Source organism: Lentzea aerocolonigenes, assembly GCF_000955955.1.
Classification (GTDB): domain Bacteria; phylum Actinomycetota; class Actinomycetes; order Mycobacteriales; family Pseudonocardiaceae; genus Lentzea; species Lentzea aerocolonigenes_A.
The window spans coordinates 1-12120 of sequence record NZ_JYJG01000174.1; the positions used below are offsets into that span (position 1 = coordinate 1).

Annotated in this window: 8 protein-coding genes; 1 reads left to right on the plus strand and 7 read right to left on the minus strand. The window is 69.8% G+C overall.

Annotation, left to right across the window (positions count from 1 at the left end; genetic code table 11):
- A partial coding sequence (locus tag UK23_RS50540; protein ID WP_045313866.1) for a cellulose binding domain-containing protein occupies positions 1 to 894 on the minus strand: 894 nt, incomplete at its 3' end.
- A gap of 284 nt (positions 895 to 1178) precedes the next feature.
- On the opposite strand from UK23_RS50540, the gene UK23_RS23880 reads away from it, so the two are divergent.
- Positions 1179 to 1526, plus strand: coding sequence for a hypothetical protein (locus UK23_RS23880; RefSeq protein WP_156213342.1), 348 nt, complete (start codon positions 1179 to 1181; stop codon positions 1524 to 1526).
- Here UK23_RS23880 and UK23_RS23885 read toward each other — a convergent pair whose 3' ends face one another.
- Genes UK23_RS23885 through UK23_RS23910 form a run of 6 tightly spaced genes read right to left on the minus strand, consistent with a single transcriptional unit; the run spans position 1527 to position 12116 of the window.
- Entirely contained in the window at positions 1527 to 3518 is a 1992-nt protein-coding gene (locus tag UK23_RS23885; RefSeq protein ID WP_196777847.1) for a cellulase family glycosylhydrolase, read from the minus strand. It abuts the gene before it with no gap.
- A gap of 34 nt (positions 3519 to 3552) precedes the next feature.
- Positions 3553 to 4998, minus strand: a complete 1446-nt coding sequence (locus UK23_RS23890; RefSeq protein ID WP_231114642.1) for a glycoside hydrolase family 43 protein — start codon at positions 4996 to 4998, stop codon at positions 3553 to 3555.
- Positions 4995 to 7037 (minus strand): alpha-galactosidase, encoded by a 2043-nt coding sequence (locus UK23_RS23895; RefSeq protein ID WP_196777848.1) that lies wholly within the window; start codon positions 7035 to 7037, stop codon positions 4995 to 4997. Before UK23_RS23895 ends, UK23_RS23890 begins: the two co-directional genes overlap by 4 nt.
- Positions 7034 to 9013 (minus strand): beta-galactosidase, encoded by a 1980-nt coding sequence (locus UK23_RS23900; RefSeq protein ID WP_045313846.1) that lies wholly within the window; start codon positions 9011 to 9013, stop codon positions 7034 to 7036. The genes UK23_RS23895 and UK23_RS23900 overlap by 4 nt, the downstream gene beginning before the upstream one ends.
- Positions 9010 to 11046, minus strand: a complete 2037-nt coding sequence (locus UK23_RS23905; RefSeq protein WP_045313847.1) for a TIM-barrel domain-containing protein — start codon at positions 11044 to 11046, stop codon at positions 9010 to 9012. Before UK23_RS23905 ends, UK23_RS23900 begins: the two co-directional genes overlap by 4 nt.
- A 38-nt stretch (positions 11047 to 11084) precedes the next feature.
- On the minus strand, positions 11085 to 12116 hold the full coding sequence (locus tag UK23_RS23910; RefSeq protein WP_045313848.1) for a LacI family DNA-binding transcriptional regulator: 1032 nt from the start codon (positions 12114 to 12116) through the stop codon (positions 11085 to 11087).
- Positions 12117 to 12120 lie beyond the last annotated feature (4 nt).

Sequence of the window (12120 nt, forward strand, 5' to 3'; positions counted from 1 at the left end):
CAACGCACGGGACGTCAGTGCACCGAAACTGATGTCGGTGTTGGTGTTGCGGTCGACGCCGCCGTTGGTGGAGCAGTCACGCGTGGTCGACAGGTTGCCGTAACCCGCCGTCAGCGAGTCGCCGATGAACTCGATCTGCCGGCTGCGCGCGGCGGGCTTCGCGAGGACCGTGCCGCCGCTCGCGGCGACGAACCCGCCGAACTCCCCTGCGGCCCAGGGGCTCTCGGTGCGCTTGACCAGCCGGACAGCGTGGTCGGCGTTGCTCAGGTTGTTCACCCAGTAGGTGGTGCGGCCCGGCTTCAACAGCGTCGCCACGGTCGCGCCGTCGACCTGCACGTCGTATTCGTTCACCGAGTCGTTGAGCGAGACGCCGACCCCGGTGCCGCGGAACCGGCCCTCGAAGTAGACGCCGGGCCAGGAGTACTGGGCCTGCTTCGTGACCCGCCCCGCCGTGTGCGCCTGGGCGAGGACGTCCGGCGCCGGTACCGAACCCGTGCACGCCGTCCCGTTGAGCGCGAAGTCGGTCGGCACGGGGGTCGTCGGACCGTTCGCGACGAAGCCGAGCCCGGCACTCGACCCCGTGCCGAGCGAACCGTTGTAGCCGGCGTTGTCGACGGTGACCTGGGCGCCGGACTGGCGCACGGTTCCGTTCCAGATCTGGCCGACCGTCTGGCCACCACCACCGAACGACCAGGTCAGCCGCCAGCTCGTGACCGCATCACCGAGATTGGTGACGTTCACCGAGGCGATGAACCCGCCCTGCCACTCGTTGGTCACCTGGTAGTCGACCTTGCACCCGGCGGCCGCCGCTGCCGGAAGGGCTCCGCTGATCGTGGCTGCCGTCGTCAGCGCGACGGCGATGGCGGCCACTGCCGCCGTCTTTGACCTGTGCACCCGGTTCCTCCTCGAATGGCCGTGCGCGGGCGGGAGAAGTCGACGACCGTCCTCTGTGGACGAGGCGGCAGTACGGCCTGGAAACGTTCCCGAGTCCGGACCGTAACGGAGATGTGAGGTTCCGGGGAACACGCTGGAGGAGTTCGACGGCGTTCGACGACCGTCGTCGAACGCCGTATCGGCCTTTCGCGGAACGTGTTGCGCGCCGATCGGAAAAATGCCCGAGTGGTCCACTGTGGATTTACCTTTCGGCGGAAGAGGCCCGACGAGAGATGAGAAGAACCATGCTTCCTGTTACGCGCAACGCACTGGTGGCCGCGGCCGTCGTCGCGGCCGGACTGGGCCTGACGGCCCCCGCCCACGCCTCGTCACCTTCCGTGCAGCTGCAGATCTGCAACAACTCCCCGCAGACGGGGACGGCCGAGATCACCGGACTCAACCAGCACGACGCCAGAGTCTCCACGCCGCTCACCACCATCTCCGGAAACGGCTGCCGGCTCTTCGCGAACTGGTGGTGGAAGACGGGCCAGACGGTGCACGTCGCAATGCGCAGGAACTCCCTGACGATCTGGGACTTCACCCTCTCGTCGTCCGAGCGGGACGGCTCGACCGTGACTTTCTCGCTCACGTAGTCAGGCGGTCGTGCCGGTGACCGCGCTACCCGACCTGGTCACGTAGTAGGTGACCTTGGTACCGCTCCAGTAGTGGAACGTGAGCGTCACCCGCTGGTTGTCCTTGAGCCCGGCGAGGAACTCGGGCTTCAGCACGGTGAGGCGGTCGGTGTAGTTGGGCGCGAACACCGTGTCGAACTCCTTGAACGGCGTCCAGTCGTTCGGCCCGGGAGCGGTGCCGTCGTCGTACTTGGCCTCCATCGTGGCGAGCTGGTCGCCGCGGTAGTCCGTCGGAAACTCGAACTTGCCGGTCGTGCCGGTGGCGTTGGACATCACCGGCACGTCGTAGGTGATGACGTAGAACCGCCACGGCACGCCCTTGGCGAAGCGGGCCGTCAGCACCGCGTTGACGCCGTAGGTCCGCGAGCCGCTCAGCCTGGTCAGCGCCGACGCGGTCAGGGTGAGCTGGTCGCCGTCGAGCGTGTAGTCACGGCCACGGGTCAGGGCGATGTTCCCGTTGTACAGCCCGGAGAACGACGTGCCGTTGAGGTTCAGCCTGATCGTCCGGGCGGTGATCTGGCTCGGCTTCGCGGTGAACACCTGATCCGTGGAGGCGGTGGCGGACCGGGTCGTCCAGCTCGACCTGATCTGCGCGAAGAGCTCGGGATCCTTCCACTGGAACGTGGTGCGGTCGAGGTGCTGGCCGTTGTCCCACAACATGGTGGTGATCTTCTTGGCACGGGCGTAGTTGCCGACGTACTCGAAGAACTTCAGCTTCTCGCCCTGCTCGATCGTGCCGGTGTGCCGGTCGAACCCGAGCAGGCCGTACTCGCCGAGGATCACCGGGATGCCCCGCGCGACGAAGCTGTTGTACACGCGGTCGAACGAGTCGGTGTCGGACTTCTGGGCGGTGGCGTCGTAGCGGATGCCACCCGCGACGTTCGCGCTGAACGGCCAGTAGCCGTAGGAGTGCACGGTCGCGATCAGGTTGGGGTCGTGCAGGCCCTGGATCTGCTCGACCAGGGGGTCGATCAGCTCCTGCTCCGACGAGGTGTGCAGGGTCGGCAAGACGAGCAGCCGGGTGGCGTTGTTGCCGCCCGACCCGCGCACGATGTCGTGGAACGAGGCGTTCAGCTCGGCGTTGAGCGCGATCTCCTGGGCCTTGCCCGTGCTGCCGGCGAACTGCGGCTCGTTCCAGCTCTCGAACGTCAGCTTGGGCCCGAACTCGGTGAAGGCGGGCGTCAGCTGCTTCCAGATGCTGGTGAACTGGTCGAGCACGCGGTCGTGCTCGGCAGGCATCTTCGACATCCACTGCCACGAGTCGTGATGCACGTTGATCATCACGTAGAGGTCGCGGGACAACGCCCAGCGCACGACCTCCTTGACGCGGGCGAGGTAGTCGGCCTCGATCGTGTAATCCGGTGCCGGACCCTGGTGCTGGCCCCACGTGACCGGGATGCGGATGCTCTTGAAGCCCTGCGCCCGCACGGTGTCCAGCAACGCCTCCGTGACGCGCGGGTTGCCCCACGACGTCTCGTCGGAGCCGGTCGCGTCGAGCGTGTTGCCGAGGTTCCACCCCGGCTGCATCGCCGCGGTGGCGTCCATCGCGCTGAGCTGCTTCCCGCCGTGCACACAGGTCACGCCGTTGAGCGAGAACGCCAGCGGCGCCGTGTTGGCGGCTCCCCAGGTGCCCATGAAGCCGAACTTCACCGTGCCGTTGGACGCGATCTTCGCGTTGTGGCCGGAGCCGGTGGCGGTCACCTGGTCGTCGGACTCGGTGATCTTCGCGTTCCAGGCGTTGCCCGCTTGCTGGCCGGACGGCCACTGCCAGGTCAGCTTCCACCCGTCGACGGCGGCGCCGAGGTTCGTGACGGCGACGTCGGCCTTGAAGTCGCCCTCCCACTGGCCGGTCACCGCGTACGTGACACGGCATCCGGCATCGGCCGCGCCGGCCTGCGCCGGCGCGATGGTGAGGCTCGCGGCCAGGGTCGTGACCGCGGCCAGGACTCTCATTCCGGTTGAGGTGAACATGAAGCGCCCCGCAATCTCAAGCGACGTAGTCGAACCAGTCGAAGTGGACGGTTCCTGTCGCGGCGTAGACGCCGATGACCCGTCCGGTGAAGCCGCCGGCCACCTCGGTCGAGAGGTACCGGCCGTCGAGGGTCGCGAGCACGGTGAACGTGCCGTCGGACTCCTCGATGCCGAAGGAGATCGTGTCCGGCCCGGAACGCGCGTCGCGCAGCTCCCGCGCCTGGTCCACCTGGACACCCAGGACCACCGGTCCGGCGGCTATCGACCGGGAGGCCACCACCGTCCGCAGTGGACCGATGCGGGCGAGCACCCGCGCCTCTCCGGACGCCACTTCGATCTCGTAGTGGTGTTCCTCGTCGAACCGGACCGCCAGGCCACCGCTTCCCTCCGCGGGATCGAGCAACGTGCGGGCCCGGCACGAGAGGTGCTGCTGACGCCGACCGGCGAACACGACGGCGGGATCGTCCACACCGGACCCGCGTGCGTGCAGGGTCAGCCAGCCGGACCGTTCCTCCGTGGTGCAGTGCCGCGAGGAGCGGTCGCGGACGGAGATCCAGCACGGCCGCAGCTCGCTGCCGTCGAAGTCGTCCCGCTCGGACACCGCGGCAACGGGACCGGACCGGAGCTCACCGACGACGGGCCACCCGTCGACCCAGCTCACCGGTGCCAGGAACGTCTCCCGGCCGAGCACGTGCCAGCCGGGAGTCCCGCCACCCGGCCGCACGCCGAGCAGCACCATCCACCACGCCCCGTCCGGCCCCTGCACCAGATCCGCGTGACCGGTGTTCTGGACCGGCTCGTCGGTGCTGCGGTGCGACAGGATCGGGTTGGCGGGACAGGGTTCGAACGGGCCGTCCGGCGCCGGGCCGCGCGCGATCGAGACACCGTGGCCCCGTTCGGTACCGCCCTCGGCGATCATCAGGTACCAGTACTCGCCGATCCGGTACAGGTGCGGCGCTTCCGGGGCTTTGGCGCCGGGCGTGCCGGACCAGAGCCGGGCCGGCTCGCCCAGGGTCTCACCGGTGGCCAGGTCGATCCGGTACTGCGACACCCCGGCGACCGTGCACCAGCAGTTGCCCTCGTCGTCCCAGGCCAGATCCGGGTCGATGCCGCCGACGTCCGGCAACGGGATCGGGTCGGACCACGGACCCGCCGGGTCGGTGGCGGTGAACACCATGTTGCCACCGCCGTGGCTCACGCTCGTCACGATCAGCCAGAACCTGCCGTCGTGATGGCGCAACGTCGGCGCGTAGATCCCGGCCGACGACGGGGTCTCGGCGGTCAGCAGCAGCTGGCTCGTGCGATCCAGCGCGTTGCCGAGCTGCGTCCAGTTCACCAGGTCCCGGCTGTGGAAGACCGGGATGCCGGGGAAGTACTCGAAACTGGAGCACACCAGGTAGTAGTCGTCGCCGACCCGGCACACGCTCGGATCGGGATGCATGCCGGGAATCACGGGAGTCACCCGTCCACTCCTCTGGTCGTGAGCCGGTACAGCACGGCGGACGGCGCCGCGGGCAGCGTCACCACGAGGTCGGTGGAGTTCCACCGCGCGGATGCCCGGCTGGTGGCCGGGTAGAGCACCTCGACGTCCACATCGGACAGATGCGGCATCGGCAGCGTCGCGGTGTCCTCGTCACCGGAACGGCGCCAGACGGTGAGGTAGGTCGTCGACGAAGTGCTCAGCGCAACGGCCAGCCACGGGTCGTCCCAGCCTGGCAGGCCGAGCGGCCAGGACGGCACCGCGTGCGGCAGGTCGGCGCGGATCGCCTTGTACACGGCCACCGCCTCGCGGACGAGCGCACTCGCCTCCGGCGAGAGGTCCGCGAGCTTGCCGGACAGGTGGATGCGGCCGAGCAGAGCACTGGCCATGGTGAAGGCGACCTCGTCGAGCGAGTCCTCCGCCTGCGGATAGGCCCAGACCGCGCTCTGCTCCGGCGTGATCGCGGCGGGTGCGGACGCCGCGATGGGCGCGTAGCGGTCCAGGTTCTGCTGGTCGCTGGTGGACTGCAGCTGCGTCCGCGACAGCAGCGCGTGGTCGATGCGCATGCCACCGGAGGCGCAGTTCTCCAGCACCAGCTGCGGATGGCGGTCCAGGACGCCGTCGAGCCAGTCGAGCTGAGCCCGGTTGTGCCCCAGGAGGCCGTCGGCGGGCACCTCGCCGTCACGTGAGCTGGTGCCGGAACCGGGGTTGATGTTGTGGTCGAGCTTCAGGTAACCGACGCCGTACTCGCCGACCAGGCGGTCGACCACCTCGTCCAGGTGGGCACGAGCGGCCGGGTGCCGCAGGTCGAGGTGGTAGCGGGCGCAGTCGGCGACCCGCACGCCGTCCCTGCGGAAGAACGCCTCCTGCGGCAGGGTGTCCGCCAGCGGGCTGTTGACGCCGATGACCTCGGGCTCCAGCCACAGTCCCGGAACCATCCCGCGTTCCCGGATGTGCGCCAGGACCTCCTCGAGGCCACCGGGGAACCGGGTGCGGGACGGTTGCCACGCACCGACGCTGTCCCACCAGCTCTCGCCAACCTCGGCGTACCAGCCCGCGTCGATGACGAAGTACTCCGCGCCCGCCTCGGCCGCGGCGTCGACCAACGGCAGCAGCTCGGCCGTGGTGGGATCGCCCATCAGGCAGTTCATGTAGTCGTTGAAGATGACCGGCAGGCCCTCGTGGTCGGGGTGCGGCCGGCGGGTCACGCGGCGGTAGCGGGTCAACGCGGCGAACGCGCCGTCCGGTCCGCCGTCCGCGCTGTACGCCAGGGAGACCGGCACGGTGCGGAACTCCTCGCCGGGCGCCAGCACCCGGCTCCAGCCGTGGTCGTGCTCCTCCGGCCCGCACAGCGCCAGGTAACCGGCGCTGTCGTGCTCCCCGCACTCCCAGCGCCAGCCACCGCCGTTGTGCTCGATCTGCCACAGCCACGTCGTGCCCGTCGTGCGGTCGGTCAGCCCGCCCATCGGCAGATGACCGCAGCTGGACCAGACTCCCTGTCCTGCAAGGGACATCGCACCCTTGTGGCGGATGTCGCGATGCCGTCCACCACGTTCGGGCGTCTTCAGGCGCATCGGTTCGCGGCGCCACCGGCATTCCGCCAGCCAGTCGTTCTCCGCCCACAGCACGTCGGCGTCCTCCGGTGCCGCGAGACCGCCCGCGACCAGCGACGTGACCGACTCCAGACGCACCGGAGCACTTCCCTCGTTGCGCACGACGACCTGGCCGCGCACCACGGGAATGCCGTCAGGCGAACGGTAGGTCACTTCGACGGCCAGGCCGGACTCCTCGTCGTGCAGCTCGACGACGAGCACCTGCCAGTCCTTTTCGGACGGTGTGCGGTGGCCGCGGTACCGCAGCCGCTCGCCGATGGCGGTGTCGATCAGGCGGTTGCTGGACCAGATGCGGCCGTGGTTCGCGGCCGTCACCTCCACCAGCGGCAGCGAGGTGCCGGACCGGCGCAGGCGCCCCTCGACGAGGTCGAAGTCCCACGACAACTCGTCGTGACCCCAGTGGATCACGGCGTTCCTCCCCGCAGCACAGCGCATCCACCCGGTGGCAGTTCCCCGACCGGTCCGCCCGTGATCAGGTCGTGGGCGGTTTCCGGCAGGGACACGGATTCCGGACGATGATTGAGCACGACGTGCCAGCGGCGGCCGTCCGACCCTTCGCGCGCAACCGCTTCGACCCCCGGCGGCAGACCCGGCAGCACCGGGCCGACGCCGGCGGAGTCCAGCAGCCGGGCGATCAGTGCGGCGTAGTCCGCGTCGTCGAAACGCGTCGACAGGTACCAGCCCTCTCCCCTGCCGTAGCCGTACCGGGTGAGCGCGGCGGAACCCGCCAGTGAGCCGTGGGTGTAGGCGACGACCGTCTCGGCACCCCGCGTCTGCAAGATCTCGCTCCACACCGTGCCGTGCGAACCGTCCGAGAGCGTGATCCGCTCGTCGTGCCGCAACGGCCGGTACTCCGTGACCCGGATGCCGAGCGCCTCGCGCAAGGGCGCGGCCGGATAACCGCCGAGCCTGGCGTGCAGCCGCTCGTCGACAACGCCGCTGAAGTGCTGAACCAGCAAGGTGCCGCCGTCGGCGACGTACCGGCGCAGGTTCTCCGCGCCCGCGTCGGACAGCAGGTACAACGCCGGGGCGACGACGAACCGGTAGCGGCTCAGTTCCGTTTCCGGGTGCGCGAAGTCCGCGACCACGCCGGCGTCCCACAGCGCACGGTGGGCATCACGCAGTGCGGCGTGATAGTCCAAATCGGACGATGGCAGGCCATCGGAGTTCAGCGCCCACCACGCGTCGGAGTCGTGCAGTACGGCCACGTGAGCCGTGACCGTCGACCCGGCGAGCTCGGCCAGGCGGGACACGGCCTCGCCCGTCGCCGTCACCTCGGCGAAGACGCGGCTGTCCGGCCCGGCGTGCGGGACCATCGCCGAGTGCCACTGCTCGGCACCGGCTTTCGACTGGCGCCACTGGAAGAACAGCGCGCCCTCGGAACCGCGCGCGATGTGGCCGAGCGAGTGACGCATGATCTCGCCCGGTTCCTTGGCGAGCGTCCGGCCCCGGTCGTAGACGGTGCTGGTGCCCTGTTCCATCAGCAGCCACGGCCGTCCGCCCGCGAACGAGCGCGCGCGGTCGGCGGTGAACGCGGCCTCCGCGGCCGCGTCCAGGCCAGGTGCGGACGGGTAGAAGTCGATGGCGACCAGGTCGACCTCGCGCCCGAGCGCCCACAGGTCGATGTTCTGGTAGCCGGGCAGCATCATGTTGGTCGTCACCGGGCGGTCGCTGTGCGCGCGGATCGCGTCCCGCTGCTCGGCGTAGGCGGCGATCACCTCGTCGGAGAAGAACCGGCTGAAGTCCACCGTGAGGCCGGGGTTGCGGTGCCACTGGGTGGCGCGCGGCGGCAGGATCTGTTCCCAGCTGCCGTACCGCTGGCTCCAGAACGCCGTCCCCCACGAATCGTTGAGGGCGTCCAGCGAGCCGTACTTCGCCCGCAGCCACACCCGGAACGCGGCCGCGGTGTGATCGCACCAGCACAGCGTCACGTACTCGTTGTGCACGTGCCACAACGCCAGCGCCGGGTGGTCGCCGTAGCGTTCCGCGAGCGCGGCGGCGATGCGCCGGGCCGCGGCGCGGTAGGCGGGGGCGCTGATGCAGTAGGTGTCGCGGCTGCCGTGCACCAGCCTGGTGCCGTCCGGGGTGACGGGCATGGCGTCCGGGTGAGCGAGCGTGAACCACGGCGGCGGCGAGGCGGTCGGCGTGGCCAGATCGACGTGAACGCCGTTGGCGTGCAGGCGATCCAGGTGCGCGTCGAGCCAGGCGAAGTCGTAACGACCTTCCTCCGGTTCCAGCAACGCCCAGGAGAAGACGCCGACCGTGGCCAGGTTGACCCCGGCCTGGCGCATCAGCTCGTCGTCCTCCTTCCACACCTGTTCGTCCCACTGCTCGGGGTTGTAGTCACCACCGAACGCCAGCCCGCCGAGTCGTTCCGTGATCATGGTTCCTCCCGCACGGGCAGACTGGCGCCGTCACGCAGGAACAAGGGGATGCGCTCGATCGGGGCCGCGACGGACACCGTCCAGCCACCCTCGAACTCCTCGCCCGTCCACGCGTCGGTCCAGCGCGCACCCGCGGGCAGGTAGACGTCACGCTCACGCACACCGGCCTCGGTGATCGGAGCCACCAGCAGATCGGGGCCGAGCAGGAACGCGTCCTCGACCTGCCACGCCACCGGGTCGCCGGGGAACTCCAGGAACACCGGGCGCATCGGCGGCACCCCGGTCTCCGACGTCGTGCGCATCTGCTCCATCACGTACGGGCGCAGGCGTTCCCGCAGCCGGAGGTGGTCGGCGAGGATCTCGTAGGCCTCCTCGCCGTACGACCAGACCTCGTTGGCCAGTCCGGTCATCGCGGGCTCCAGCACCTGCTCGTCGCCGCGGAAACCGTGCAGGCGGAACAACGGGCAGAAAGTGCCGTACTGGAACCAGCGCACGAGGACCTCGCGGTAGGCGGGGTCGTCCGGGTCGCCGCCGTGGAAGCCGCCGATGTCCGTTGTCCACCAAGGGATTCCGGACATCATCACGTTGAGCCCAGCTTTGATCTGGGTGCGCAGCGAGGCGAAGTCCGTGGCGATGTCGCCGGACCACAGCGCGGCGCCGTACCGTTGCGCACCCGCCCAGGTCGAGCGGTTGAGCGAGATGATCTCGGTCTCGCCCGCCGCGCGAAGTCCATCATGGACGGTGCGGGCGTTCTCGCGGGGATACAGGTTGCCGACCTCCAGGCCCGGACCGGCGTGGTAGCGCAGGTTGTACTGGTGCCCCGGCTTGAGCTCGGGCTCACCGGCGTCCAGCCAGAAGACCTTGATGCCGAGATCGTGGTACCCGCGCCGGATGCGCTCCCACACGAAGTCGCGGGCTTCAGGGTTCGTGGCGTCGTAGAAGGCGACCTGGGCGGAGTACGCGCCGAGGCCCTTGTCCGGCCAGTCCGCGTGCGCCATCGGCCCGAACTCGGTACCGATGAAGAAACCCTGGTCCAGCATCGGGTGGTAGTTCTCGCTCGCCGGGCTCACCGACGGCCAGACGGAGACCATCAGCTTGACGCCCATCTCGTCCAGCTCACGCACCATGGCCGCGGGGTCCGGCCACTCGGCGGGGTCGAACTTCCACTCGCCGAGATGCGTCCAGTGGAAGAAGTCGCAGACGATCACGGACAACGGCAGCCCGCGCCGTTTGTACTCGCGCGCGACCTCCATCAGCTCGTCCTGGGTGCGGTAGCGCAGCTTGCACTGCCAGAAACCCGAGGCCCACTCGGGAAGTTCCGGCGCGTGCCCGGTCGCGTCCGCGTACCTGCCCAGCACGTCGGCCGGCTGACCGGCGGTGATCCAGTAGTCGATCTGGCGGGCGCTGTCGGCCACCCAGCGCGTGCCGGTCTCGGCCAGTTCCACCCGGCCGACGGCGGGCGAGTTCCACAGCAGGCCGTAGCCGCGGTCGGAGACCAGCAGCGGGATGGTCACCTCGGCGTTGCGCTGCACCAGGTCGATGACAGCGCCCTTCTGGTCCAGCAGGCCGTGGGTGTGCTGGCCGAGGCCGTAGAACCGTTCTCCCTGATAGGCCTGGAAACGCTGCTCGAGCCGGTGGTAGCCGTTGCCCGTCGCGGTGGCGAGGCGCGGGCCCGGCCACCAGAAGTGGGCGGACTGCTCGGCGAGCAGCTCGGTGCCGTCCTTGGTGCGCAGGAACGTGAGCCTGCCCGCGGACGCGCCGAGCTCGGGGGTGAGCTTTCCTTCGGTGTCGGCGTCGACCCGGACGGTGATCCTGCCGTTGACCAGCGTCGCGTGGTGCTCACCGATCTTGATCTCCGCCTCGGCACCGGCGGGCGGCGTGCCGAGCAGCGCTCCCGGCAGGTCCTCGAGCAGCGGCCCGCCGGGGGTGGCCCTGACGCGGACGGCATCAGGGCCCCACGCCTCGACGCGCAGGGTCTCGCCCTTGGCCCGCCATTCGAGGGCGGTGCCGAGGTCTCGGAAGTGTGCAGGCATGCGGGAACTCCTCGTGTTCCTGGGGAGTGCGGAGAAGGTCAGGACTGCTGACGCGGCGCGGGTCCGGTGCTGTCCCGGATGGTCAGCACCGGTGTGAGCAGGACCCGGTCGTCCACCGGCCGGTCACCGGCGGCGGCCGCGGTGAGCCTGCGCATGATCTGCTCGACGGCGACCCGGCCGAGCTCCTGCGCCGACCCGGTCACCGCGGTGAGCCTGGGCGCGAACTGCTCGGCGAGCTGGTCCTGGCACAGCGCGATCACCGAGACGTCCTCGGGCACGGTCCGCCCGCTGGTGCGCAGCAGCGTCAGCAGCGGGCCGACCGCGCCCTCGTTCTGCACCACGAAACCCGTGGTGTCAGGGCGGTCCGCGAGGATCCGGGCGAGCGTCCCCGCGGTGCTCTCGTAGGTGCCTTCGCAGGAGCGGTGCAGGAAGCGCAGGCCGCGCTGCTCGGCCCGCTCGCGGAAACCGGTGAGCGTGCGCTCGGCGTAGCCGGCGTGCCGGTGGTAGACACCGGATCCGTAGCCGATGAAAGCGATCTCGCGGTGCCCGAGATCGGCCAGGTGGTCCGCGCACAGGGCGCCGGCGGCGGCGAAGTCGTGGTCCACACAGGACAGTCCGCTGGTGTCCTGCGGCAGGCCGATGAGCGCGGCCTCGGTGCGTTGGGCCTGTAACACCGGGATGCGCTCGTCGTCCATCTCGACGTCCATCAGGATCACGCCGTCGGCAAGGCCGCTGGCAGCGATCCGCTTCACCCCGTCCGGTCCCTCGTCGTTGGTGATCAGCAGCACGTCGTAGCCGTGCTGACGGGCCGCCATGGTCACCGAGATCGCGATCTCCATCATGACCGGGACGTAGACGTCCGTGCGCAGCGGCACCATCAGCGCGACGATGTGCGACCGCCGGGCGGCCAGAGCCCGTGCACCGGCGTTGGGGTGGTAACCGAGCTCCCGCACCGAAATCTGCACCCGGTTCCGAGTCTCCTCGGAGATCGCGCGCTTGCCGCTCAACACGTAGCTCACCGTGCTGGACGACACGCCCGCGTGCCTGGCCACATCGGCAATCGTCACCATGAGA

Excerpts from the sequence above, each read along its gene's own strand:
- UK23_RS23900 (WP_045313846.1), bottom strand. The coding sequence starts at position 9,013 with ATGATCACGGAACGACTCGGCGGGCTGGCGTTCGGTGGTGACTACAAC.
- UK23_RS23905 (WP_045313847.1), bottom strand. The coding sequence starts at position 11,046 with ATGCCTGCACACTTCCGAGACCTCGGCACCGCCCTCGAATGGCGGGCC.
- UK23_RS23885 (WP_196777847.1), bottom strand. The coding sequence starts at position 3,518 with ATGAGAGTCCTGGCCGCGGTCACGACCCTGGCCGCGAGCCTCACCATC.
- UK23_RS23880 (WP_156213342.1), top strand. The coding sequence starts at position 1,179 with ATGCTTCCTGTTACGCGCAACGCACTGGTGGCCGCGGCCGTCGTCGCG.
- UK23_RS23910 (WP_045313848.1), bottom strand. The coding sequence starts at position 12,116 with ATGGTGACGATTGCCGATGTGGCCAGGCACGCGGGCGTGTCGTCCAGC.